Raw genomic sequence first — 24,353 nt, 5'->3', positions numbered from 1 at the left:
AACCAAACTAACCAATCAAAAAGTTTTAACTTGAGTATATTTTTTTGGCACCGTCACCCACATGGTCACGAACATTGTCTTCTGTGGAAATGTAAGTGTGCTGATTGTTGAACACCCGGTCTGGACGCTCTCCGATAATGAGGTGCTTTACGTTCAAATCTGGTGCATTGAGGGTCACTTGGTCAGATACCCGCATTTTTTTATCTCCTAGATTATCACCGGTGGCTTCCAATCGTGAAATGACATATAAAGTGTTGTTCGCCGCCCAGATTTCTTCGATTTCAAGGTCGTGCGAAGTGTCGGTGACCTCAGCCTCTATCATTACAGTGCGCTCGGTTTTTTCTCCTTCATTGGGCATGTTCACATCCAAATATGGCACTTCTACCTCTTCTTCTTCCATCACAACGACCACTTTTGGAATCTCTACCGTTCTGGTGGTTGTACCCACATCAACATCGGCCCAGTTAACTTCATATTCCGGCAAATTTCCTGCTTCAGCCTCTACATCGACATCCACTTCGGGCAATTCGCCCTCTTCTTCTTTCTTGATATTGCAAGAAGCTATCAATAACATTGCAATACCTATATGTACTATTTTTTTCATCTTGTATGTTTTTATGTGTTTGTGTTCGCTACAAAACTAGCGACATGATTGCGTTGCAGTGTGCTTTAACCAATAATTGATTGACGCTTTTCATACTTGGCCATCTATCTGCGATACCGTCACCCACAAAACGATATATGCGAATAAAAAAAGCCGCCGTTAGAAATGGCGGCTTTTTCTTTTTCGTACCAGTCTGTCATCTTTTGATAAGCTTCCGCACAAATAATAATGCACCATATTTGATAATGCCGTTCAGGCCTTTTTTGAGCCAGCTTATCGAGTTGAGTTCATGTTGTACTTCCAGACCCAGGCCCTTAATCCGCTCTTTGGCGATTTCTTTTTTCAGGTATACCTGTTTCAACTCAAGGTCGAGCTCCTCAAAAGAATTAAATCTGTTCATATCAGTCGTCAAAGAAAGTTTTAGACATTTTTTTGAGCACAAATCGATCTACCAATTTTTTTCGCACCATATAAATTACAAGTGCAATCAAAATCAACACCGTAGCCATGGCGACATAGCCCAAGGGCAAGTTGTCAACTGCATTGCCAAAGGCAATGGCACCAGCTACCGATAAGAAGATGATTCCCAAAAAGACGATTCCACCAATAATTGCCATTTTGCAGAGTGCCGCAAAATTGCTGGTAAGTTGCTGAAAAATTTTCAGCTTGTAGTATCGCTTGGTCAGTTCAAGATAATCTTCTCCGGTGTTGACAGCATCGGAAGAAGCTCTATCCAATGTCTTTAAAATTTGCATTAGGCGGTTTTTTGAATCCGTTTGTTGCGTTCTTTCAAATCTTTGAGTTTGGCTTCTAACTTGGTAATGACCTCATCGGCCTTGTAGCTGGCGTCTGTGATGATCGTATCCAATTTAGAATCCAAAGTTTCTTTCTTTGATGATACCGAATCAACTACGCTGTCTTTTAGGTTCAGAGCACTTTCTGCCAATTGGTCTTTGGCCTCAATGGCTTTTTCTGAAATTCTTCTTCGTGTGTTGATTCCTTTATCTGGGGCGTAAAGCATACCGATGATGGCTCCTACCGCCGTACCGGCCAACACGCCCAAAACTGTATTTATGTTATTGCTCATAGTTGTAAATTTTAAAGTTCATATTCATTCTACAACCACAAAAATGATGGAATTCTGCAAAACCAATTGACGCGAAAAAGGTTAATGTTAACGGATTTGCCACCAACCCCCTTGTGGCAAGCCCACGATGCATTGGAAGGAAACAAACCTTAGATTTCGAAACAAGCACCTGAGCATCATAACTCTCGCTTATTGGGTGAACGAATCAATGTTTTCAGTGAACGAATCAATGCCCCAGAACAGTCTTTTTTAGCTTTAATGCAAAATTTACTATGAAGTCGATTGAATGTAAAAACCCATATAACGGAGAAGTTATGGGCACTTACACATTACATGATGAAAAAGAGGTAAGTACCGCATTGACCAAATCTGAAAAAGTATTTTGCGAATGGAAAAAAGTACCGCTTGAAGAGCGGATACACTATCTAAACAAACTGTCAGCATTGTTGCAGCACAACAAGATGAACTATGCCAAGCTCGTTACATTAGAAATGGGCAAGCCGATTACCGAGAGCATTGCTGAAATCGAAAAGTGTGCATGGCTGTGCCAATTCTATGAGAAAAATGCACAGCAGTTCTTGGCCGACGAATTGATTGAGACCAATGCCCATGAAAGTTTTATAAGTTATGACCCCTTGGGTTGTATATTGGGCATCATGCCGTGGAACTTTCCTTTTTGGCAGGTTTTCCGGTTTGCGGTCCCCACGATGACAGCTGGCAACACGGTGTTGTTGAAGCACGCTTCAAATGTAAGCGGGTGTGCCAATACGCTTGAAAGATTGTTCAACGACGCTGGCTATCCAGAATTCTGTTTTCAAACACTCTTTGTAGATCACAATCTTGTAGAAAAAGTGATTTCAGATGATGTGGTCAAGGCTATAAGTCTTACCGGCAGTGAGAAGGCTGGCAAAGCAATTGCCTCCATAGCAGGAAAACATTTGAAAAAAACCGTATTGGAGCTTGGCGGAAACAACGCCTGTGTGGTGTGGGAAGATGCCGATTTGGAAAAATACATGGATATCATGGTAAAGGCGAGAATGCAGAACACGGGCCAGAGTTGCATCGCTGCAAAACGGTTTATCGTGGTAGAGGCCATTTATGATGATTTCATGGAAATCTTCAAGGAAAAAGTACGAAAACTGGTTTCTGGAAACCCGATGGATGAAAAAACGGAAATTGGCGTGTTGGCCCGTGAGGATTTGGCAGAGACCTTAGAGGACCAAGTACAAAGCTCGCTTAAAAAAGGAGCAAAATTGGTTTTTGGCAACGAACGAAAAGGAACGTATTACGAACCCACAATCATAGAACAAGTGGCCAGCGGCATGCCCGCATTTGAAGAAGAGCTTTTTGGGCCGGTAGCTGCTGTTGTCAAGGCAAATGACAGGGCAGATTCTCTACAAAAGTTGGCAGACTCAAGATTCGGATTGGGCACCATGCTTTTCACTGAAGATATAGAGGAAGCCAAAAAAATGGTCGGAACCATACCCGATGGCAGTTTCTTTATCAATGAAATGGTAAAATCAGACCCAAGGCTGCCCTTTGGCGGAACCAAAGCGTCGGGCTATGGTCGTGAGCTATCACGTGAGGGCATACATGAATTTGTGAACAAAAAAACAGTATACATCAACAAATAATTGAAACTCAATGAAACAAGGAGAAGAAGCTACAGAATTTGTAAAAGAGCCCCACAAAGAAAAACAGGGCTATATTTTTCAGAAGAATACCAAGACGAAAATCGGGTTTAAAGTTGTGCTGGCCTTTTTAATCTTGTTGATTATTGGGGTGGCCGTTTCTCTGTACTTTTTTGTGACCCCAGCGTAAGCAATATCCCAATCGGGGAGAAATGCCTAGTTTTTGGGTGAGGACTTGAGTTTTCCGATTGTGAAGTTATTCCTTGATTAAGTTATTTGGGGTGTCTTTTCCGGTTACAACATTGGCCGATTTGTGACAGGGGGATTGTACTTATCGCCTTTAGGCAATAGTGGTATAGTTTAAGTTTCGATAAAAAAATTGGGCAAACTACCTTGCCCAATTTTCTTTTTTCTTGTCCAGTTGTTTGGTCAGGTCGCGTACGGTCTCTGAAATCGCGTTCTCAAAACTTTCGGCCTTCGTCTCTGCATGTATTCGAGGGCCGGGCATGCTCAATCGAATGACACAGATTTGCTCTTTATCATCATTCCGGTTTTCTTTTTTGAAAAAGACATCGGCGCGGTGTACAAAAGGGTACTTGTGCGCCATATTGCTCAGTTTTTCCTTGGCCAGGGTTTCCAATCGGTCACTGGCACTCACATTTACGTATTCAAAAACAAATTCCATATACAAGGTTTTATTCAAATAAGTTTAAAAGGTCATTTTTGGACAATGATTTTCCATATAATTTTTCATCCACGTCCATCATCTTTGATTTCCCCAAATCGCCCAAGTAAACCGCATCAAAACCAATGTCTTCAATGAGGCCTTCAACAATTTCTTTGCTGATGTTATCTTGGGCTGCAAACGGAACGGCCAAACGATCGACCTCTTGAAAGGCCCGATTTTTCAAATGGGCCGCTTGAATGGTGTTGAATGCCTTTGCAGTTCTTGCAGTGCTGAATTTTGTGGCCGTATATTCCGAGGCAGCATAATTGGCGTCACGCACTTTTTCTGCAACCTCACCATCCCGGCTCGGATATGGATTGGTGGCATCAATGATGACTTTGTTGCCATATTCTCCCGCATATAATTCTGATATCTTATCGATGGCGCCGAAGGGCACGGCCAAGAGATACACATCCATATCTGCTTCAAATACCGCTTCTACACTGGTTGCTTCCGCATTATCCCCAGCTTCTTTGGCCAAACTTCCCAATTCCTCAGGATGGCGCGAGCTGAAGAGCACATCATGCCCAGCCTTTGACCAGTGTTTTCCAAGATTACCACCAATTTTTCCACTACCAATGATTCCTATCTTCATAAATTACGTTTTCAATGTTATATAATTCGGATAAGCCTACTGCCAAGAATTTTTATAGACAAATTCATCCTGCTCCATACGTTTTCTTGGTGCGGTTTCCTGTTCTTCTAATTCTTCCGGTAACTTTTCAACGACACCCCCATAATAACCCAACGCCACTGCTGAGTTCAAATGGTACCCTTTGGGCACGTTGAATTCTTCTTCAGCTTTCTGCCAGTCTACCCCGGCCATGTGGTGCAGGGCGATACCCATGTGCTGGGCCTGTATGGTCATATTGCCCATGGCTAGCCCCAAATCATGCAGTGCGTGAAAATTTTCTTTGCCGTCATCAGTTTCTTCCTTATAAATCGTAAACAGCAAAATTGGTGCATTGACAGCCCATTTTTGGTTGAAATCGCTCAGACAGTTGACCATGCGGTCAAAGGCTTCGGTTCCTTTTTCCGCATAAATAAACCGCCACGGTTGTATGTTGTTTGAGCTCGCCGCCCATCTTGCCGCTTCAAAAAGTTGCTTGAGTTCTTCCTCTGGAATTTTTCGCTCTTCGAAAACCCGGGGACTATATCGCAACCGCAGTAACGGAATGATGTCATGCCCTGTATCTGCTATCTGTTCTAATTGTAACTGTTCTGTTTCGGTCATATTTTCTTTTTCTAGCTGTGTTTCTTTCCCAATTGAATGATGAGGTCTTTTTGTTCTCCTTCGGTCAGGTACAGTGCTGGTTTTCCCTTGCCAGGCAGTACGTGTAAAAAAGTGGCGGTAAATCTCCTCCAATTTTCCGCGGCTGCGATGTCATTTGTGGTGTCGGCACCACGAGGCCTTTCAATCGATGTGTTTTCTGAATCGTACTCGCTTCCTTTTGCAGTTTTTCCGGTAAAGAGCATACCGTTATTGATTTCGCTGTAAAATGCCAAATCCCCGGAATCGGTGCCGAGCCCATCATAAATTTGGATGGAAAAACCCTTGAAGGCATCATGCGGTTGTAGGGCATCCGTAGTCAAATCGCCGTAGTTTTGGCTTTCCAGCGGATGCATAAAAATAGGGGCATCCCCTAAAATTTCCGTTACTTCTTCGAGCCGATTTTTATCGACCAGTTCATTATGGGTGATGCCCAGGCCTGAAACATGATACCCCTTGTCTTGGTACGTTTTCAGCACATCCAACGCCAACACATCAACAAGAAAGATATTCTTCCTGTTTAAGTGCAACAACGCATAACCGTTATTGGTTTCGTCACCATTGGTCATCTTTATCAGATAGGTGTCAGGAAGGATGGCCAGGGGTTTATTATTCTGTATGTTTTTTATGTCTTGGTAAATCGTGTCTGTATCAACATCATCTTGCATCATATCTTCTAATTTTATGTTGTACGCAATATTACAGTATCATCAAGGCAACGATTGCCGTAAACAAAGATTTTGTTGATTCAAATTGAATGATTCAAAAAGGAGTACATTATAACTTTTCAGATTCAGATGCCTTTTTGGTTCCGTACTCCTTTTTGTAGATGCGGACGATAATCAAAAAAAGACTGACGATAAGCGGCCCGAATATCAAGCCGATAAATCCGAAAAGGGGTATTCCGACAAGTACGCCAATCAAGGTGATCAGGGGGTGGACGTTGTCCAGTTTTTTTAGCACAAACAATCGGATGAGGTTATCCGTGGCAGCAACCACAATCAGCCCGTACAGCAAAATGCCCCATGCCGCAAACGTGTTGCCGTTTGAAAGGGTGATGATAAAAACGGGCAAGGTGCCCACCAAAGTGCCTATAAACGGAATCATAGAGCCAATAAACACTATGACCGCCCAAAAGAAGGGTTCTTTTATCCCAAAAATCAAAAAGCCGATAAGTGCTACTATACCCTGTGCAAAGGCCACCAAGGGAATGCCGAGGGCATTGGCTTTCACCATGGCCTGGCTGTCGTTTCCTATGACATCTAAATTGGAATTGCTGATGGGAATGTATTCGTAAAGCGATTCTTTGAGTTTCTTTCTATTGGTGAGCATGTAATATAAAAGAATGTACATGATACCGATTGCGATGAAAGTTTCAAAAGTGCCCCCGGCAAAGCTTTGTAGGTTGTCAGAAACCCAGCCCGAGACAGATGAGGTATCTATTTTTGAATCGATATCAAAACCAAGCTTATTTTCCCATTCACCCACCATTTTCTTGACCTCTTTGGTCATCTCTTTGGAGTTTTCTACCGCTTGGTTCACCTTCGTGCCGAGCATGAGCACTACTCCAGAAAGCGGAATCAATATGCCAATAAAAGACAACAACATCAACACCCCCGAGGCCAAATCAGGGTGCCATCCCTTTTTTATCAATTTGGCCATCGGTTTGCGCAAAACCACATACAGGGTAATGGCACCGAGCACCCCGGTCAGATAGGGCACCACTTCTTTAAAAATGAGCCCACCCAATAAAAAGACAAGCAACAAGATGAATACTTGCCGTATGACATTGGGGTCTATGGTCTTGGATTTTGACATTGGTGGACGATTATTCGCGCAGGGATTCGATGAGTTCTGATTTGTTCATTTTTGAACGGCCATCAACACCTATTTTCTTTGCCTGTTCATAGAGTTCTTCTTTGGTCCATTCTTCGTACGGTTTTGCTTTGCCTCCTTTTTTTCCGGCATCTTTAGTGTTGGCAATACGTGCCGCCTTTTCTTTGCTGTAGCCCTTGTCACGCAGGGCCTCATATTGGTCTTCGTTTTTTATACTGGGTATATCCATAGCTTCTATTGTTTGCAGTGTTCAAAAATCTCTATTGTGACGGTATTGGTTTGATTCGATTCACTTTTTTGTTAGCGATATCCATTGTTTTTCAGTGATTTCAGTCTTTGTGTCAACATTTTTTTTGATGTCGGCAATGGTCACATGCGCACAACCATACCTTTATATGCGATTATAAGAAACAACATCAAAAAATATAGAAATGAACAAAGAACAAATAGAAGGTAAATGGAACCAAATCAAAGGTGAGTTCAAACAGAAATATGGAAAGGTCACTGATGACGATACAACCTACGCAGACGGCAAGTTTGATGAAATGCTGGGGAAGCTTCAAGAGAAAACCGGCAAGGCAAAAGAAAATCTAAAGCGTGAAATTGAAAATTGGTAGTGGCACCGCACCAAGAATGAACGCCCCCATATACTTGGGGGTTTTTTATTGTGGCTTTTTGATATCGCCAAGGGCACCGATATGAAACATTCTATTGGCATTGACTTTAAATGCTGCAGTGAAATAAAGAATCTCTTTAAGCCAACTATCCTCAAGGCAGGGCCGTAGGGGTATTTTGTTGGTTTCATTTTGACCTAAAGGCCATAAACCATCCCGATAGCTATCGGGATTCACGGGCGGGATTCACGGGAATGACATCTTATGGGAACCCCGACACAAAGCATCGGGGAATTCATTGCGATTAAAATGAAAGTATGAATGATGTATAATGGTTCAATGATGATTGAACGACAATGTTTCCCCCATGTTGCTGAATGATCTGCTTTGATAGGCTTAGCCCTATTCCAGTCCCCTTTTCTTTTGTTGTAAAAAAAGGAACAAAAATCTCATCCAGCAGTTCTTCGGAAATTCCAGGCCCATTGTCTTTTACCTCGATGTATTTTTTGTCATTCCCGTCAAGGGAAGCTGTTACATCAATGGTACCGTTTTCTTGTCCTTCCAAACTATGAGCTGCATTCTTTACCAGATTGATCAACACTTGGGTGATTTGTTTTTCATCTATGAACAACTCTAATCCATTGGGTTGTATAGACCAGTTGATTTTTGTTGTTTGACTGGCCTCCTTTGAGGTGAGCACACGTGCTTTTTCAAATAGTTTTTGGGCAGATATTAAAGTTTTGTCAGGTTTCGGAACACTTAAAAAACTTCGATACGATTGTACAAATTCCATCAAATCGCCCCCTTGTTCACGAATCACTTCCATACCCTTTATAGAACTGGCCATCTTGTCTTTGTCAATGTCGTTGGAAGATTCCAGCTCCACTGATTTAAAATGCTTTAAGATAGAATCTGAAATCGAAGTGATGGGTGTAATGGTATTCATGATTTCGTGGGTCAACACCCGAATCAACCGCACCCAAGAATCAGTTTCTTTTTTATCCAATTCATGATGAATATCCTGTGCTACCACCAAGAGCAAGGGATTATTGTTCAAGGTCATTTGGGTGCATTTTAAAGCCAGTTGCTTTTGTTCCCTTTCATTGGTGAATTGGTACAGTTTACGTTCAAAAGGCTCGAAAGGCTTAAAAATTTCGTACAACCCCTTGTCTATTTGATTGAGTTGCTTGATGTGGTTCAATGGACTATAGTTGAGCAATTTTTCTAAAGTGGGATTGGCAAATAGAATATGGCCCTTTTCATTGAATGTCATTATCCCAATGTTGGCCTGCTTTAAGATTTCTTGATAATAATTTTCGCGTATTTGAAGCTGCAAGTGTACTTCTTGGATTAATCCATTGACACGATTGAGGCTCTGGTTCAATTCTTTAAAGGATTTGATGGTTACCTTTTCAGGAAAACGTAGCGTAAAATCTTCATTTCTTATGGCATCAAAGAAATAGGCAATCTTTCGGTTCGTGCTGTTGATAAATGAGATAAGGGAAAATACTTGGGCAATCAACAAGATGATCGAAAACCCCAGAGCGATATAGGATGCATAAGAAATCGAAAATGCTATCGCAAGTGAGGTCAAGGCCAAAAAAATGACCCTTGCAATCAATTGAAAATAAAAGTTTCTACTGGCCATTTACAAAATCAAATTCAAGTATCAAGTTTAAAACCATAAGTTTCATAAGGCATCATCTTCATTGGGCCTGTTCTTTTCGGTTTATCAATTCTTTTTGCTCCATACTGTTGTAACACTGTTGTAACTAACGCTTTGTTCCGCCTTTGGGGGCTAGGGGGCTCTTTTTGAGTTTATTGTACAACGTCTGCCGAGACACCCCAAGTTGTTCTGCTGCTGCGGTGTAGTTTCCGTCATGCTCTTGCAAGGCCCTCGTTATCATTTGAAATTCCATTTCATCAAGGGTTTTTGGGCCGTCTTCAAAAGATTGTGGGGGTTTTGGGTGCAAGAGGAAATCAGATGGTTTTAGCACATTGCCTTCAGATAGGATCACCGCTCTTTCCATGGTGTGCTGTAACTCTCTAATATTTCCGGGCCAAGAATATGCCTCCAATTTTTCTTGGGCCATATTATTGACACGTAGCCCTGGCTTGTCGTATTTGTTCGCAAATCGTTTTAAAAAGAAATCGGATAAAAGCAATATATCCCCTTTTCGTTCCCGTAAAGGGGGTACTTTAATGTGTATGGTATTGATTCGATACAACAAATCTTCGCGAAAAAGTCCATCGGCGACCATTTGTTCCAAGTTGCAATTGGTGGCACATATCAAACGAATATCAACGGCCATGGGTTTATTGGCCCCCACCCTAACAACAGCTTTGTTTTGGATTGCCGACAACAACTTTGCCTGGGTCTGTAGGGAAAGGTTTCCGATTTCATCCAAAAACAATGAGCCTTGATGGGCCGCTTCGAACTTGCCCGCACGGTCATCTTTGGCGTCGGTAAAAGAACCTTTTTGGTGCCCAAAAAGCTCGCTCTCAAAAAGGTTCTCGGCAATAGAACCCATATCAACCCCAATAAAAACCTCATCCTTTCTAGGAGAAAGACGATGCAGTTCGCGGGCAATCAATTCCTTCCCCGTTCCATTTTCGCCCGTAATCAAGACATTGACATCAGTCTTGGCCACTTTCCGCACCAAATTTAAAACCGCAGTCAATGCCTTTGAATTGCCGATAATGTAGTTTTTGTCCTCATTGATGACTTGCTTCAGACTGTTCTCCTTCTTTTTGAGCTGGTTGATTTCTTGTTTGGACTGGCGCAGTTCATAGGCCGATTTTACCGTGGTGAGCAAACGTTCATTGTTCCAAGGTTTCAACACAAAATCAGAAGCTCCCTCTTTTAGGGCTTTGACCGCTAAATCGACCGCACCGTAGGCCGTCATCATGATTACAGAGGTATCAGGGGATTTTTTCTTGATTTCCTTCAACCAAAACAGCCCTTCATTGCCCGTGTTCACCCCAGCCGAAAAATTCATATCCAGCAAAATGATATCGATATTCTCTAAATCGGGAAAGGAAGAGATTTGATTGGGGTTGAACAGGGTTTCAACGCTCTTATATTCGAACTGCAATAAAATTTCCAGGGCGCTCAACACACTCTTGTTGTCATCAATGACCAAAACTTTAGCGTCGACCATGGGTTGAAAAGATTTGGGCTAAAACTACAAATTCAACACAACAGTTTCTTTTTTGTGTCAAATTTTTTGACATATTTTGTATAAATATTTTACACTTACAAAAAATAATTATAACATATTGTATATATAATTCTGATATTCAATACATTGAAATAATGGCACAGCAATAGCTACTAGTTTGGCATAGTATTATAAAATGTACATAAAAACCGTCTTTCTTTTATTCATCTTTCTTGGTAGCACAGCTATTTTTTCCCAAAAAATTTGGACGCTTGACGAATGTGTGACCTACGCAATTGGAAATAATCTTCAACTTAACGATTTTGAGTTGAACACAGCGTCCACCAAGGAAACCTATCGGCAGTCTATTCGCAATCTATTACCGGTCATTAATGGTTTTGCAGATTACACGGTCAATTTTGGCCGCTCTATCAACCCCGAGGACAACAGCTTTGTGAACACAGAATTTTTTTCCAACAACTATTTAGTACAATCCTCATTTGACCTTTTTCAGGGGTTTCAAAAAATAAATAATATTAAAGCTTCTAAGTTTTTATATAGGGCTACACAAGAAGAAAGTCTTCAGCAAAAATACCTGTTGGCTTTTAGGGTGATGTCGGCCTACTATGACATTCACTTTATTGAAGGACTCATTGACATTTCGGAAGAACAGGTGGAGATTTCCCAAACAAATTATGATTTAGTCAAAAAGCAAGTAGAATTGGGGGTCATGGCGGGGGCCGATTTGTATGAAGCCGAATCTTTGCTCCTTGCCGATAAATTATCGCTCACACAGAATGAAAATCGATTAAAGGCCGCAAAGCTGAGCTTATTGCAAGCGATGAATATTGAGGGTGAAAGTGATATTTCCATTCAACCGGAAATGATTTCAACTGGTTCGGGTGAAAGCTCAGAAACCGTGGTGTCCGACTCTATTTTTATTACGGCAAAAGGTTTTATACCCTCACTAAAAGCACAAGAGTACCGGGTAATGGCCGCTAAAAAACAATTGTCGGCCACTCGAGGGGGTCTTTATCCCTCAGTTACTTTGCTGGGTGGCATTGGCACAGGCTACTTTGAAACCATAAGGGATACGCTCGGAACAACCATTCCTTTTCGGGATCAAATTCGTGACAATACGTTCAGATTCATTGGGGCTTCTTTAAATGTTCCGATATTCAATGGGTGGGCATCACGCTCACGGGTAAAACAGCAAAAAATAGCCTTGGAGCGAGCCAGAAACAATGCTAAAATTACCGAACAGGAGTTGTATCAAATCATACAGCAATTAGTACAGGAGCATGACGCCCTTATGGCCGAAACGGTACAAACCGAAAAGGGAATGGAGTCTCAACGTCTTGCTTTCAACATAGCACAAAAACGATATGAAAAGGGCATGATAAACGCAATAGAGCTCGGGCAAGCGAAAACACTTTTTGCAACAGCCCAAAACCAAAATTTACAGGCCCAGTTGCGATTGCGGGTCAATAACAGCACTCTCGATTTTTATAGGGGGTTGCCAATATTTAACATCAATTAGAATGGATATACAACTGGAAAAGAAAAAAGGTTTGCGGCCAAAACACTACGGATATATCGCATTGGGCGCTTTGTTGCTTTTCGTGGGATGGAAGCTAGCATTCGGAAGTTCAAAATCCACTTTTAGAACGGAAAAAGAGCGACTCTCCATAGCTTCGGTAAGTGAGGGAAAGTTTGACGATTACATCACTATAAACGGAAATGTCGCCCCTATTGCCACTATTTATATGGATGCTTATGAGGGTGGTCGGGTAACTGAGAAGTTGATTGAAGAAGGCGCGATGGTCAAAAAGGGAGACATTATCTTGAAACTGGAGAACATGAACCTCTACGAGCAAATTTTGGCCAGTGAAAGCAATCTAGCCCTTAAGCAGAATGATTTACGTTCCACTAGGCTCACCTTTGATGCAAGACAGGTTGAGGGCCGAAGGTCATTGGCCACCGCCAGTACCGACCTTCAGCGCTTAAAGCGAAATTATGAACAGAACGAAGTATTGTTTGAAGATGAATTGGTTTCACGTGAAGTGTACCTGACCTCAAAAGAAAACTACGAACTCGCACAAAAACAGTATGATATTGTAAAGTTGCAGACCGAACAAGATGATGCGCTTCGCAAGACTTCTTTGGCAGGTTTGGATACCGATTTACAGCGTATGAAAAAAACCTTGGGCATGGTGTACCAGCGGCTTGACCATCTTAACGTTCGTGCCCCTGCCGACGGGCAACTGGGTTTTTTGGATGCCGAGATTGGGCAGAACATTACGCAAGGGCAACGCATTGGCCAGGTCAATGTACTAACTGATTTTAAGATTGAAGCTGATATTGATGAGCATTATATTGACCGGGTAAAGAGAGATTTATCGGCCACCCTTGAAAGAAATGAAAAAGAATATCCGCTTCGATTGAGAAAGGTATATCCCGAAGTACGCAATGGAAGATTTAGGGTTGACCTGGTATTTACCAAAGAAAAACCTGAGACCATTAGGGCCGGGCAGAGTTACAATATAAGATTGCAATTGGGTGCTTCAAGCGATGCTTTATTGTTGCCAAAAGGTGGCTTTTTTACTAGTACTGGCGGGCAATGGGTCTTCGTGGTAAATCCCAACGGAGATGAAGCACTGAAACGCGACATACGAATAGGAAAACAGAATTCCAGGTATTATGAAGTCCTTGATGGGCTGCAACCTGGTGAACAAGTCATCACCAGCAATTACGATAGCTTCGGAGAAGCAGAGCGAATAGTGTTGAAATAAAGGGAGGCTCCCTCTAGCCCCCCACAGGGGGAGAATGTTTTCCCCCTAGAAGGAAGGTGTAAAAAAGAGTTGAAAAAACAAATAGAAAAACGAACAGAAATGATACAAATCAAAGACCTAAAGAAGAGCTTTAGAACCGAAGAGGTAGAGACCTTGGCACTCAATGGGGTCACCCTAAGAGTTGAAGAGGGAGAGTTTGTCGCAGTCATGGGGCCTTCTGGCTGTGGCAAATCCACCCTATTGAACATTATCGGAATGTTGGACAACCCCACTGAGGGCAGCTACAATTTTGCAGGCCACGAAGTGGCAGGATTAAAAGAGAGCCAGCGCACCCAATTGCGCAAGGGCAATCTCGGCTTCGTGTTCCAGAGCTTTAACCTCATCGATGAGCTCACGGTTTATGAAAATGTTGAGCTTCCGCTGATTTACCTAAAATTGAACAAATCAGAACGCAGGGAAAAGGTGAAGACCGTTTTGGAGCGCATGAAGATTGCGCATCGAGAAAAGCACTTTCCCCAACAACTTTCAGGGGGGCAACAGCAAAGGGTTGCCATCTCAAGGGCCGTGGTGACCAATCCTAAATTGATTTTAGCTGATGAGCCTACTGGTAATTTAGATTCCAAAAACGGAATCGAGGTCATGAACCTATTGACCGAATTGAACCAAGAGGGAACAACAATAGTCATGGTCACCCACTCTGACCGTGATTCACATTATGCACACCGAATCATCAATCTCTTTGATGGTCAAATTGTAACCGAAAGTCAAAACAAACCGTTTGGGGCACTGGTCTAAGAGAGCTTATTCATCAATCAAACCTGCCTTGAGCGTAGTCGAAGGGGCAATCAAAACAAATCATCATGTTTAAGAACTATCTAAAAATCGCCTGGAGGAATCTTTTAAAGAACAAAGGATACTCTCTGATCAACATAGGTGGGCTGGCCCTTGGTATGGCAGTGGCTCTCATCATTGGGCTCTGGATGTATGACGAGCTGACCTACAACAGCTATTTTGAAAACAAGGACAAAATTGCACAGGTCTTTCAGTCACAAACCTTTAACGGCAATGTGGGCACTGGCCCCGCCATACCGCTGCCGCTCGAGCCCGCATTGCGTGATGGCTATGCTGACAACTTCAAACACTTGATGATGGCCTCTTGGACGCAAGACAGCTATATCAAATACAAAGACAACAGCATATCACGCCCAGGCAATTACATGCAGCCCATGGCACCCGAATTGCTGAACCTTGAAATCAGCAAAGGTGAAAAAGACGGCTTGCGCGAAATCAATTCCATCATGCTATCTGAATCCACTGCTGATGCGCTCTTTGGCGCAGAAGACCCCATTGGCAAGGTGGTAAAAATAGGCAATCAATACGACCTCAATGTCTCTGCTGTGTACAAAGACATTCCTTTCAACAATGCATTCAACGATACTGATTACATCATACCGTGGGACAACTATGTGGCCAACCGGGAATGGATTCAGGAATCGTTGGACAATTGGGGAAACAATTCTTTTCAGTTGTTTGTGCAATTGGCCGATAACACTGATATGGAAAGTGTTTCGCAGGCAATTAGAGATGTGAAAAAAGACCTCAATGAAGATACCGCAGAATTTAATCCCCAACTGTTTTTGCTTCCCATGAAAGATTGGTACTTGCGGAGTAACTTTGAAGACGGCGAACAGGTAGGCGGGCGAATCAAATATGTGTGGCTCTTTGGAATCATTGGTGCCTTTGTGCTGCTATTGGCATGTATCAATTTTATGAACCTCAGTACTGCACGCTCAGAGAAAAGGGCCAAAGAAGTGGGTATCCGAAAATCCATAGGCTCACAAAAAAGGCAACTGGTCAATCAATTTTTAAGCGAATCTTTTTTGGTGGTGCTTTTCGCCTTCGTCGTTGCAGTGGCCATCGTGCTGTTGTCGTTGAGCGGATTCAATGAGTTGGCACGAAAAGAAATTACATTTCCTTGGGAAAGTGTCAATTTTTGGTTGATTTCAATGGTTTTTGTCCTTTTTACAGCCCTTTTGGCGGGCAGCTATCCTGCATTGTACCTATCTTCTTTTAGGCCGGTAGATGTGTTGAAAGGCACATTTAAAGCCGGTAAATATGCCGGTTTGCCCAGAAAAATACTTGTGGTCTTACAGTTCACTGTTTCTGTGGCTTTCATCATTGGTACGGTCATCGTGATGCAACAGATCAACCATGCGAAAAACAGGCCGATTGGTTATGATAGGCAGGGGCTCGTACAAATACCGACTTGGTCCGCAGATTTCGAAGGCAAGACTGATGTAATGCGAGAGCAATTTCTAAAGTCGGGCGCAGCGATTGCCATGGCGACATCAAGTAGCCCAACAACACGCGTTTGGTCAAATAGAAGTGGGTTTACTTGGGAAGGAAAACCTGATGGTTTTCAAGAAGATTTTGCATGGACCGAGGTTTCACCCGAATATGCCGGCACACTCAATCTAAAGATTGTCAAAGGGAGGGATTTCTCTAGGGATATCGCCTCTGATTCGTTGGGAATATTGATCAATGAAACCGGGGTCAAGTATATGGGGGTTGAAAATCCTGTGGGCATGCTCATTCGCGATTCAGATGGAGAGGATCCCGGACCGACCATGAAAATTATCGGGGTGGTCGAAGACATTATTGCACAATCGCCCTATGAGCCAGTGAAGCAAGCTTGGTACGTGTATGACCGACATGATAATTTCAGTTATTATAACCTACGGTTGAACCCAGACCAAAGTGCCAGTCAAAATTTGGCGGTTATAGAACGGGTGTTTAAAGATAACTTCCCTGCGATACCCTTTCAATACGATTTTGTTGATGATGAGTACGCCGAAAAGTTTGCAGCCGAACAGCGTATCGGCACGCTCTCGGGCATTTTTACCGCTTTGGCCATTTTGATAAGTTGTTTGGGGCTTTTTGGGCTCACATCTTTTGTGGCGGAGCAACGCACCAAAGAAATTGGGGTGCGAAAAGTATTGGGTGCCACGGTCTTCAATGTGTGGAACATGCTATCCAAAGATTTTCTGAAACTGGTCGTGATCTCGTGTTTTATTGCCGTGCCCATTGCTTATTATGTAATGAACGGGTGGTTACAAGAGTATCCCTATCGGGTCATTTTAAAATGGTGGATTTTCGCCCTTGCCATGTTGGGGGCCATGGGAATAACGGTACTTACGGTAAGTTTTCAAGCTATTCGTGCTGCCAAGCAAAATCCGGTAAAGAGTTTACGAACGGAGTGAAATAACAACCATCATCAATCAAAAACAGACTGTCATGTTTAAAAACTATATCAAAATCGCTTGGAGAAGCCTAAAAAAGCAGCCCTTTTTTACCTTTCTCAACACGTTTGGCCTTGCTATTGGCATGGCAGGGGCATTATTGATTTCATTGTTCATCTATGACGAACTAAGTTTTGATAAAATGTTCGCTGATGCGGAACGGATTTATCGTATAGATGCCGATATTAAGTTCGGTGGTGCAGAAATTGAAGCTTCACAAACCTCCGCCCCAATGGCAGGAACGTTACAGCATGATTTCCCACAGGTTGAATCTACGGTTCGATTTCGGGATCAAGGCAGTATGCTCTTAAAAAAAACTGGCGCAGAGGCCAATACCAAAGAACTACGGGCCACATTCGTTGATTCCACCTTCTTTGATTTTTTTGGCATCAAATTATTGGTCGGTGATACCAAGACCGCGCTTACCCAACCCAATACCTTGGTTTTGACCAAAACCGCAGCGGAAAAACACTTTGGCATCAACAGTGCATTGGGCCAAAGTCTTGTTCTAGACAATACCGATACGTACACTGTGACAGGGGTCATTGATGATCTGCCCAAAAATTCTTTCTTAAGAGATCATAGTGTTTTTATGGCCATGGCCGGATTGGCTGACTCTCGTGAAGATCTATGGGGCAATACCAACTATTATACATTCATCAAACTCATACCCACTGCCAAGATTGAGGATTTTCAGGCGCCGTTGGAATCCATACTCGAAAAATACCTGCTTCCGTGGGCACAACAGGTTTTTCCAGGCCTAACGATGGAGTCGTTTGCGGCGGCGGGCAACTATTACAGATATCATACCATGCCCCTGACCAACATCCATCTATATTCTAACCGGCAATCTGAAATGAGCGCCAACAGTAGCATTCAAAATGTGTACATACTTTCATTTATTGCACTTTTCTTGATTGTTTTGGCCAGTGTGAACTTCATGAACCTCTCAACGGCACATTCTTTAAAAAGGGCAAAAGAGGTTGGCATCCGAAAAACCTTGGGGTCTAATAAATTAGATCTGGTACGCCAGTTTTTGATCGAATCAGGATTGATTTCATTCATTTCATTGCTTTTGGCTATGGTTCTGGCCTTGGTGGTACTTTCCTTTTTCAATGACCTTTCAGGGAAATCGATTTCGATTCCTTTTGGGAATCCTTTTTTCTGGCTGATTGTATTGGCAGCAACAATTCTGCTAGGGCTATTTTCGGGGAGTTACCCTGCTTTTTTTATGTCGCGATTCATGCCCGTGAAGACCTTAAAAGGTGGCGGACAAAAAGATGCAGGCGGTGGGGGTATTCGAAACGCATTGGTGGTATTTCAATTTGCGATTTCGGTTTTTTTGATTATTGCCACATTGGTGGTTTATCAACAATTGAATTTTATTCAGGGCAAAGACCTTGGTTTTACAAAAGACCAAATCGTGTTGATTGATGACACCTTTGCCGCAGAAAATCAAGTGGATACGTTTAAGGAAGAAGTGGTTAAACTGGGGAAAGTTGAAAGTGCCACCCTGAGCAGCTTTCTGCCAACACCTTCTGCACGGTCAAACACTTCCTTTTTTAAGGAAGGTTCCCGGGAGCAAGAAAATGCCATTCAGATGCAGATTTGGAATGTTGATGAAGACTATATTCCGACCTTGAACATGGAGCTTGTAGCGGGTCGTAATTTCAACGACAGGTTCGGTACCGATTCTACAGCAGTAATCGTCAATGAAGCTGCACTGCCGGTTTTGGGCATGGATGCCAAAGAAGTACTGGGCACGCGGATTTCCCAAGATATCGATTCAGAAAATCCGGAATATTACACCGTCATCGGAGTGGTCAAAAATTTTCACTATGAATCATTACGGGAAGATATTGACGCACTGTGCCTATCGATGGGGCGGTCTACCGGGAATATGGCCATAAAATTGAATGCCGGGGACTTTTCAAATACAATCGCAAGCATTAAGGGGCTATGGGAAAAACTTGCTCCTGGTCAACCCTTTAGTCATCGTTTTATGGACGACTCTTTTAATACCGTATATGAAGCCGAACAACGGTTGGGCAAGATATTTATGGTCTTTTCCATACTATCCATTCTGATTGCATGTTTAGGATTGTTTGGTCTGGCTGCCTTCAACGCCCAAAAACGAACCAAAGAAATCGGTATACGAAAAGTATTGGGTGCCAGTATCGGCCAAATCTCTTATCGATTGACCACCGATTTTGTCAAAATGGTTGGTGTGGCCATACTCATATCGTTGCCCCTTGGCTGGTTTGCGATGAACAAATGGCTACAAGATTTTTCATATCGCATTGAAATTCAGTGGTGGATGTTGCTATTGGCCGCTTTCATGGCTTTAGCCATTGCCATTGTTACGGTCAGTTATCAAAGCATCAAGGCCGCTATCGTAAACCCGGTAAAAAGCCTCCGTACCGAATAAATCATCTAAGACCTGTCAGGTTTAAAAACGAACAATCATGTTAAAGAATCACATTAAAATCGCGCTTAGGTCCCTCTTCAAAAATAAAGTGTATTTGTTTACAAATATTTTTGGTTTATCCGTGGCATTGACGGTGTCCCTCCTAATGCTTCTTTGGGTGCAAGATGAGAGGAACATGGATAAAATCCACAAAAATGACCATCGTCTTTTCAGTGTAAAACGAACAATTCCGATGGGCGATGGCACTCTAGATGTATATAGGTCAATATCCTATCCAGTATTGCACAATGCAAAAGAACAGTTCCCCGAGGTAGAGAATTACGTTACATTGGGATATAGTTATGAAGACAATTTAAGACTTGAAGACGTCAATTTGAGGGCGCAGGGGGCTTTCGGTAATGCCGCCCTTTTTTCCAGTTTTACATTTCCCATTCTTAAAGGTGATATCACCCAACTTGACAAAAAACCAAGTGCAATGGTTATTTCCGAAAGTTTGGCAAAGCGATTTTGGGGTGCCAACTGGGAAGCAAAAGCGATAGGAAGTGCTATTGATATATTGGACAATGGCACATATACCGTGGAGGCCGTTTATGAAGATTTTCCCAAAAGCTCTACAATTCAAAATGATTTCTATTACAGCTTCAATGGCTTTCTGGCCAAAAATGAATGGATGGAACAGTGGGACAATAATAGAATGGCAGGAGTACTTTTATTAAAAGAAGGTTCCGATTACAAAAATGTCACGGCCAAACTTGAAACGCTTTTTCAGTCGCATTTACAAGGAGAGCAAAAAGAGGGGATTCTGTTACAAAAATTTTCTGACGGCTACCTTTATGGTAAGTTCGATGAAAAGGCAGAAGTAAGTGGAGGACGAATCGAATATGTTCGCATATTTACCATTGCCGCCTTTTTTCTACTGATCGTCTCTTGCATCAACTTTGTGAATTTATCAACAGTGCATGCTGTAAAAAGATCTAATGAAATTGGGGTGCGCAAAGTGGTTGGTGCGCAAAGAAATGCACTTATTGCCCAATTTATAACAGAGACTGCAATTGTTACTGCTATCGCTTTTATCATTGCCACTATAAGTACTTTGCTACTACTGCCTTCGGTAAACACTTTCGTTGAAAAAAATCTAAGCATAGATTTTGCCCAACCTTCTGTTTGGGTGGGCATTGTCTGCCTATTTCTGTTCACCACATTGCTTTCAGGGTTATATCCTGCTTTTGTCATTTCTTCTTTTAAGCCAATTATGGCCCTAAAAGGAAATGGTCGAGAGAGAAAGAACACTGTATCTTTAAGAAAAGGGTTGGTTATACTGCAATTTGGTTTGACAGTACTCTTGATTTTTGCAGCCATAGTGGTAAAGATGCAGGTAGATTTTATCCGCGAAAAAGATTTGGGAATTGCAAAGGACCATCTCATATCCATTCATCAAGACCAAGATGTTACCCGTAATTACGAAGCGCTAAAAAATCAATTGATTGCTACCGATGGCATTGAGGGTGTTACACTCGCAGGCCCCTCTCCAATCAATATGAGCGCTTCTACAAGTGGTGTTGTTTGGCCCGGCAAATCCATTGAGCAAGAAAACATAGAATTTGCATTACTATGGGGAGCGCATAATTTTCCTGATGTTTTTGAAGTGGAAGTTGCTGAGGGAACCTATTATCGTGAAGGGTCGATGGATACACTTAACATTGTGGTCAATCAAGAGGCAGTTGCAGTTATGGGGCTCCAAAATCCGATTGGAAAATCAATTCAATTATGGGGTCAGCCACGGCAAATTATCGGTGTTTTGAAAGACTTTCACAATCAGTCCCTTTATGAACCAATACAGCCCGCAATCTTTTTGTTAAACCCTGAAAATGCAGGAAGTCTGTTTGTAAAAATTAAAGCAAAAAAGACCAAGGAAGCGTTGGCCTCGCTAGAAGCTGTATTCAAAAGTACAATTCCAAATGTTCCCCTGTACTACGATTTCTTGGACGAGCAATTTGCAGCCTCATACAAAACCGAACTGTTGACGAGCACCCTTGCCTATTATTTTGCAATGATATCCATACTGATTTCTTGCTTAGGACTTTTCGGATTGGCAACTTTCATGGCCAAACAGCGTACCAAGGAAATTGGAATACGTAAAGTATTGGGCGCAGGTGTGGGCAGTATCACTGCACTTATGTCAAAGGATTTCTTAAAACTGGTACTGCTTTCCATTTTAGTGGCCGCTCCTTTGGCCTACTATTTTATGGATAATTGGCTTCAGGATTTTGCCTATAAAATAAACATTCGTTGGTGGGTTTTTGTTCTCACGGGGGTACTCGCAATTCTTATTGCCTTGATTACCATTGGTTTTCAAGCCATAAAAGCGGCAATAGCAAACCCGGCAAAGAGCCTTCGCACCGAATAAATCATCTAAGACCTGTCAGGTTCTAAAAGTCTGGCAGGCCTAAAAACGAACAATCATGTTAAAGAATCACATTAAAATCGCTTGGAGAAGTCTAAAAAAGCAACCCTTTTTTACGTTTCTCAACACTTTCGGATTGGCCATCGGTATGGCGGGGGCACTACTTATCTCTCTATATATTTATGATGAACTCAGCTATGACAAAATGTTTGCTGATGCCCATCGCATCTATAGAATCAATGCCGACAATAAATTCGGTGGATTGGCAGAAAAGCTTGCGGAGACCCCTGAGCCAATGGCCGAAACGTTGGTGCGTGACTACCCCCAAGTTGAACTTGCAACCCGACTGTTAAATCAGGGAAACCTCCTCATTCGAAAGGCAAGCACAACTTCCAATGTAAAGGAGTTGCATACCATCTATGCCGACTCCACTTTTTTCAAAATGTTTGGATTAAACCTTTTGGTCGGAAATCCGAAAACAGCACTTACCCGACCAAACACATTGGTCTTGACCAAAACCGCAGCAGAAAAGCATTTTGGTATTACCAATGCCCTGGGCCAAAATATGGTGTTGAACAATTCACAGACGTATACAGTTTCAGGAGTGGTTGACGATTTGCCAAAAAATTCTTTTTTACGCGATCATTCCGTCTTCTTGGCCATGGCGGGATTTCAAAATCCGCAGATAGGACATTGGGGAAGCCATAATTATTTTACGTTCATAAAAATGGCGCCTGCCGCAGACATGGAATCCTTTAATGCGGAACTGAAATCTTTGATAGGTAGGTACCTTATTCCATGGGTTCAAGCATTTTTTCCGGGAATGACCGAAGAATCCTTTAAGGCTTCCGGAAATTATATCAAGTATTCTACCATGCCCCTGACCGATATTCACCTGTATTCGAACATGAAAACTGAGCTCAGTACCAATGGCAGCATACAAAACATCTACATACTATCTTTTATAGGGCTATTTTTGGTGCTTTTGGCTAGTGTCAATTTCATGAACCTATCAACGGCCTATTCCTTAAAAAGGGCCAAAGAAGTTGGGGTCCGTAAAACCTTGGGGTCAAACAAGACCGATTTGGTTCGCCAGTTTCTTACGGAGTCAGGATTGATCTGTCTGTTGTCTCTATTGTTTGCCATTGGTGTGGCCTATTTGGTGCTCCCCATTTTCAACGATATGGCTGATAAAGCGATTTCCATTCCATTTGCAGCCCCCATGTTTTGGTTGATTTTGTGTGGCGTGACAGTATTACTGGGGCTTTTGTCGGGCATCTATCCAGCTTTTTTTATGTCACGGTTCATACCCGCAAAAGTCTTGAAAGGAAGTGGCCTGGCAGATATTGGTGGCAGTAAGGTGAGAAACTCGTTGGTTGTTTTTCAATTTGCCATTTCAATCTTTCTCATTGTGGCGACCTTAGTGGTCTATCAGCAATTGCGCTTTATCCAAAATAAAGAACTGGGTTACGACAAAGAACAGATCTTGGTCTTGCAGGATGTCAACAATACAAATAGCCAAGAACAAACATTGAAAAAAGAAATTGAAAGATTGGCGGAAGTGAAAAGCGCCTCGCTGACCAGTTTTTTGCCCACACCCTCTGAGCGAAGCAGTTGGACTTTTTTCAAGGAAGGCTTTTTTGATCAAGAGGATGCAATCAATATAGAAAATTGGATGGTAGACTATGATTACATTTCCACTTTGGGGTTAGAATTGGTCGCAGGCAGGAATTTCAATCCAAGTATTCCAACAGATTCCACGGCCATAATCGTCAATGAAGCAGCGCTCAAAACATTGAATGTAGATGCAAAAAATGCAGTTGGTCTCAGAATCTCTCCAGATTTAGGCGCTAGCGAGGATCAAGTCAATTATAGTACCATTATCGGGGTTGTCAAAAACTTTCATTTTGATTCCTTTAGAAATAATATAGAGGCACTGGGCTTGTCTATCGGTCGATTTCCGGGGTCTATGGCCATAAAGTTGGGAGGGCAAGACATTTCTTCGACCATTTCTAGCATTGAAAATATCTGGAAAACGATAGCCCCTGGCCAACCTTTCAATTATTATTTTATGGACGATTCATTCAACAATAGTTACGAGGCCGAACAACGCCTTGGCCAAATTTTCTCTATTTTTACTGTGCTGTCCATTTTGATTGCCTGTCTGGGGTTGTTTGGCCTGGCAACCTTTAACGCACAAAAAAGGACCAAGGAAATAGGAATACGAAAAGTGCTTGGTGCCAGTATTGGCCAAATTTCTTATAGATTGACCACTGACTTTCTTAAAATGGTCGGCTGGGCCATATTGATTTCATTGCCTTTGGGGTGGTTTGCCATGAACAAGTGGCTTGAAGATTTCTCGTACCGCATAGAAATACAATGGTGGATGTTGATCTTGGCCGCAGTTTTGGCGCTGGGCATTGCAGTTGTGACAGTAAGCTATCAAAGCATCAAGGCCGCTATTGTGAACCCAGTGAAAAGTTTACGAACGGAATAAATA

22 protein-coding genes are annotated in these 24,353 nt (G+C 42.4%); 10 read left to right on the top strand and 12 right to left on the bottom strand.

Translation table 11 applies throughout. The features are described from left to right. Positions 1 to 25 precede the first annotated feature (25 nt). The 4 genes from AAAH86_RS09310 to AAAH86_RS09295 form a co-directional block, all read right to left on the bottom strand. Positions 26 to 604, bottom strand: coding sequence for a hypothetical protein (locus tag AAAH86_RS09310; protein ID WP_343487307.1), 579 nt, complete (start codon positions 602 to 604; stop codon positions 26 to 28). A gap of 196 nt (positions 605 to 800) precedes the next feature. Next, positions 801 to 1,004: a hypothetical protein gene (locus AAAH86_RS09305; protein WP_343487306.1), complete on the bottom strand. Its 204-nt coding sequence runs from the start codon at positions 1,002 to 1,004 to the stop codon at positions 801 to 803. Position 1,005: 1 nt separating this feature from the next. Beyond that, entirely contained in the window at positions 1,006 to 1,359 is a 354-nt protein-coding gene (locus AAAH86_RS09300; RefSeq protein WP_343487305.1) for a hypothetical protein, read from the bottom strand. Further along, a complete protein-coding gene (locus AAAH86_RS09295) occupies positions 1,359 to 1,691 on the bottom strand; it encodes a YtxH domain-containing protein (RefSeq protein WP_343487304.1) in 333 nt (110 codons plus the stop codon). The genes AAAH86_RS09300 and AAAH86_RS09295 overlap by 1 nt, the downstream gene beginning before the upstream one ends. 272 nt (positions 1,692 to 1,963) lie before the next feature. Between AAAH86_RS09295 and AAAH86_RS09290 the strand changes: the two genes are divergently transcribed. Next, positions 1,964 to 3,325, top strand: a complete 1,362-nt coding sequence (locus tag AAAH86_RS09290) for an NAD-dependent succinate-semialdehyde dehydrogenase (protein WP_343487303.1) — start codon at positions 1,964 to 1,966, stop codon at positions 3,323 to 3,325. 10 nt (positions 3,326 to 3,335) lie between these two features. Further along, the gene (locus AAAH86_RS09285; RefSeq protein WP_343487302.1) at positions 3,336 to 3,512 is read left to right on the top strand and encodes a hypothetical protein; all 177 of its coding nucleotides are present in this window, start codon (positions 3,336 to 3,338) and stop codon (positions 3,510 to 3,512) included. Positions 3,513 to 3,710: 198 nt separating this feature from the next. Here the strand turns inward: AAAH86_RS09285 and AAAH86_RS09280 are convergent, their stop codons facing one another. The 6 genes from AAAH86_RS09280 to AAAH86_RS09255 form a co-directional block, all read right to left on the bottom strand. Next, positions 3,711 to 4,007 (bottom strand): HPF/RaiA family ribosome-associated protein, encoded by a 297-nt coding sequence (locus AAAH86_RS09280; protein WP_343487300.1) that lies wholly within the window; start codon positions 4,005 to 4,007, stop codon positions 3,711 to 3,713. A 10-nt stretch (positions 4,008 to 4,017) separates the two neighbouring features. Continuing rightward, on the bottom strand, positions 4,018 to 4,644 hold the full coding sequence (locus tag AAAH86_RS09275) for an NAD(P)-binding domain-containing protein (RefSeq protein ID WP_343487299.1): 627 nt from the start codon (positions 4,642 to 4,644) through the stop codon (positions 4,018 to 4,020). A gap of 36 nt (positions 4,645 to 4,680) precedes the next feature. Further along, positions 4,681 to 5,283 carry a nitroreductase family protein gene (locus tag AAAH86_RS09270; protein ID WP_343487298.1) on the bottom strand — a complete coding sequence of 201 codons (603 nt, stop codon included), beginning with the start codon at positions 5,281 to 5,283 and terminating at the stop codon, positions 4,681 to 4,683. Positions 5,284 to 5,294: 11 nt separating this feature from the next. Next, positions 5,295 to 5,990, bottom strand: coding sequence for a hypothetical protein (locus AAAH86_RS09265; RefSeq protein ID WP_343487296.1), 696 nt, complete (start codon positions 5,988 to 5,990; stop codon positions 5,295 to 5,297). A gap of 106 nt (positions 5,991 to 6,096) precedes the next feature. Beyond that, positions 6,097 to 7,137 carry an AI-2E family transporter gene (locus tag AAAH86_RS09260; RefSeq protein WP_343487295.1) on the bottom strand — a complete coding sequence of 347 codons (1,041 nt, stop codon included), beginning with the start codon at positions 7,135 to 7,137 and terminating at the stop codon, positions 6,097 to 6,099. Between the two features lie 10 nt (positions 7,138 to 7,147). Beyond that, positions 7,148 to 7,384, bottom strand: coding sequence for a Rho termination factor N-terminal domain-containing protein (locus AAAH86_RS09255; protein WP_343487294.1), 237 nt, complete (start codon positions 7,382 to 7,384; stop codon positions 7,148 to 7,150). Between the two features lie 202 nt (positions 7,385 to 7,586). Here AAAH86_RS09255 and AAAH86_RS09250 point away from each other — a divergent pair, with 202 nt between their 5' ends. Beyond that, a complete protein-coding gene (locus AAAH86_RS09250; protein ID WP_343487293.1) occupies positions 7,587 to 7,772 on the top strand; it encodes a CsbD family protein in 186 nt (61 codons plus the stop codon). 301 nt (positions 7,773 to 8,073) lie between these two features. Here the strand turns inward: AAAH86_RS09250 and AAAH86_RS09245 are convergent, their stop codons facing one another. Together AAAH86_RS09245 and AAAH86_RS09240 are read right to left on the bottom strand one after the other, a co-directional pair. Then, on the bottom strand, positions 8,074 to 9,417 hold the full coding sequence (locus AAAH86_RS09245; protein WP_343487292.1) for an ATP-binding protein: 1,344 nt from the start codon (positions 9,415 to 9,417) through the stop codon (positions 8,074 to 8,076). A 124-nt stretch (positions 9,418 to 9,541) separates the two neighbouring features. Next, on the bottom strand, positions 9,542 to 10,930 hold the full coding sequence (locus AAAH86_RS09240) for a sigma-54 dependent transcriptional regulator (RefSeq protein ID WP_343487291.1): 1,389 nt from the start codon (positions 10,928 to 10,930) through the stop codon (positions 9,542 to 9,544). Positions 10,931 to 11,126: 196 nt separating this feature from the next. Here AAAH86_RS09240 and AAAH86_RS09235 point away from each other — a divergent pair, with 196 nt between their 5' ends. From AAAH86_RS09235 to AAAH86_RS09205, 7 genes are all read left to right on the top strand, one after another. Further along, positions 11,127 to 12,470 carry a TolC family protein gene (locus tag AAAH86_RS09235; protein WP_343487290.1) on the top strand — a complete coding sequence of 448 codons (1,344 nt, stop codon included), beginning with the start codon at positions 11,127 to 11,129 and terminating at the stop codon, positions 12,468 to 12,470. Position 12,471: 1 nt separating this feature from the next. Next, on the top strand, positions 12,472 to 13,722 hold the full coding sequence (locus AAAH86_RS09230) for an efflux RND transporter periplasmic adaptor subunit (RefSeq protein ID WP_343487289.1): 1,251 nt from the start codon (positions 12,472 to 12,474) through the stop codon (positions 13,720 to 13,722). Positions 13,723 to 13,821: 99 nt separating this feature from the next. Beyond that, a complete protein-coding gene (locus tag AAAH86_RS09225; protein ID WP_343487288.1) occupies positions 13,822 to 14,517 on the top strand; it encodes an ABC transporter ATP-binding protein in 696 nt (231 codons plus the stop codon). Between the two features lie 65 nt (positions 14,518 to 14,582). Continuing rightward, positions 14,583 to 16,982: an ABC transporter permease gene (locus AAAH86_RS09220; RefSeq protein ID WP_343487287.1), complete on the top strand. Its 2,400-nt coding sequence runs from the start codon at positions 14,583 to 14,585 to the stop codon at positions 16,980 to 16,982. 34 nt (positions 16,983 to 17,016) lie between these two features. Then, entirely contained in the window at positions 17,017 to 19,449 is a 2,433-nt protein-coding gene (locus AAAH86_RS09215; RefSeq protein ID WP_343487286.1) for an ABC transporter permease, read from the top strand. A 37-nt stretch (positions 19,450 to 19,486) separates the two neighbouring features. Beyond that, positions 19,487 to 21,856: an ABC transporter permease gene (locus AAAH86_RS09210; RefSeq protein WP_343487285.1), complete on the top strand. Its 2,370-nt coding sequence runs from the start codon at positions 19,487 to 19,489 to the stop codon at positions 21,854 to 21,856. Between the two features lie 55 nt (positions 21,857 to 21,911). Further along, positions 21,912 to 24,350, top strand: a complete 2,439-nt coding sequence (locus AAAH86_RS09205) for an ABC transporter permease (RefSeq protein WP_343487284.1) — start codon at positions 21,912 to 21,914, stop codon at positions 24,348 to 24,350. The last annotated feature ends 3 nt before the right edge of the window (positions 24,351 to 24,353 follow it).

Source organism: Allomuricauda sp. d1, assembly GCF_039592695.1.
Lineage (GTDB): Bacteria > Bacteroidota > Bacteroidia > Flavobacteriales > Flavobacteriaceae > Flagellimonas_A.
This window is presented reverse-complemented; position numbering and strand designations above follow the sequence as displayed.

Excerpts from the sequence above, each read along its gene's own strand:
- AAAH86_RS09310 (WP_343487307.1), bottom strand. The coding sequence starts at position 604 with ATGAAAAAAATAGTACATATAGGTATTGCAATGTTATTGATAGCTTCT.
- AAAH86_RS09305 (WP_343487306.1), bottom strand. The coding sequence starts at position 1,004 with ATGAACAGATTTAATTCTTTTGAGGAGCTCGACCTTGAGTTGAAACAG.
- AAAH86_RS09300 (WP_343487305.1), bottom strand. The coding sequence starts at position 1,359 with ATGCAAATTTTAAAGACATTGGATAGAGCTTCTTCCGATGCTGTCAAC.
- AAAH86_RS09295 (WP_343487304.1), bottom strand. The coding sequence starts at position 1,691 with ATGAGCAATAACATAAATACAGTTTTGGGCGTGTTGGCCGGTACGGCG.
- AAAH86_RS09290 (WP_343487303.1), top strand. The coding sequence starts at position 1,964 with ATGAAGTCGATTGAATGTAAAAACCCATATAACGGAGAAGTTATGGGC.
- AAAH86_RS09285 (WP_343487302.1), top strand. The coding sequence starts at position 3,336 with ATGAAACAAGGAGAAGAAGCTACAGAATTTGTAAAAGAGCCCCACAAA.
- AAAH86_RS09280 (WP_343487300.1), bottom strand. The coding sequence starts at position 4,007 with ATGGAATTTGTTTTTGAATACGTAAATGTGAGTGCCAGTGACCGATTG.
- AAAH86_RS09275 (WP_343487299.1), bottom strand. The coding sequence starts at position 4,644 with ATGAAGATAGGAATCATTGGTAGTGGAAAAATTGGTGGTAATCTTGGA.
- AAAH86_RS09270 (WP_343487298.1), bottom strand. The coding sequence starts at position 5,283 with ATGACCGAAACAGAACAGTTACAATTAGAACAGATAGCAGATACAGGG.
- AAAH86_RS09265 (WP_343487296.1), bottom strand. The coding sequence starts at position 5,990 with ATGATGCAAGATGATGTTGATACAGACACGATTTACCAAGACATAAAA.
- AAAH86_RS09260 (WP_343487295.1), bottom strand. The coding sequence starts at position 7,137 with ATGTCAAAATCCAAGACCATAGACCCCAATGTCATACGGCAAGTATTC.
- AAAH86_RS09255 (WP_343487294.1), bottom strand. The coding sequence starts at position 7,384 with ATGGATATACCCAGTATAAAAAACGAAGACCAATATGAGGCCCTGCGT.
- AAAH86_RS09250 (WP_343487293.1), top strand. The coding sequence starts at position 7,587 with ATGAACAAAGAACAAATAGAAGGTAAATGGAACCAAATCAAAGGTGAG.
- AAAH86_RS09245 (WP_343487292.1), bottom strand. The coding sequence starts at position 9,417 with ATGGCCAGTAGAAACTTTTATTTTCAATTGATTGCAAGGGTCATTTTT.
- AAAH86_RS09240 (WP_343487291.1), bottom strand. The coding sequence starts at position 10,930 with ATGGTCGACGCTAAAGTTTTGGTCATTGATGACAACAAGAGTGTGTTG.
- AAAH86_RS09235 (WP_343487290.1), top strand. The coding sequence starts at position 11,127 with ATGTACATAAAAACCGTCTTTCTTTTATTCATCTTTCTTGGTAGCACA.
- AAAH86_RS09230 (WP_343487289.1), top strand. The coding sequence starts at position 12,472 with ATGGATATACAACTGGAAAAGAAAAAAGGTTTGCGGCCAAAACACTAC.
- AAAH86_RS09225 (WP_343487288.1), top strand. The coding sequence starts at position 13,822 with ATGATACAAATCAAAGACCTAAAGAAGAGCTTTAGAACCGAAGAGGTA.
- AAAH86_RS09220 (WP_343487287.1), top strand. The coding sequence starts at position 14,583 with ATGTTTAAGAACTATCTAAAAATCGCCTGGAGGAATCTTTTAAAGAAC.
- AAAH86_RS09215 (WP_343487286.1), top strand. The coding sequence starts at position 17,017 with ATGTTTAAAAACTATATCAAAATCGCTTGGAGAAGCCTAAAAAAGCAG.
- AAAH86_RS09210 (WP_343487285.1), top strand. The coding sequence starts at position 19,487 with ATGTTAAAGAATCACATTAAAATCGCGCTTAGGTCCCTCTTCAAAAAT.
- AAAH86_RS09205 (WP_343487284.1), top strand. The coding sequence starts at position 21,912 with ATGTTAAAGAATCACATTAAAATCGCTTGGAGAAGTCTAAAAAAGCAA.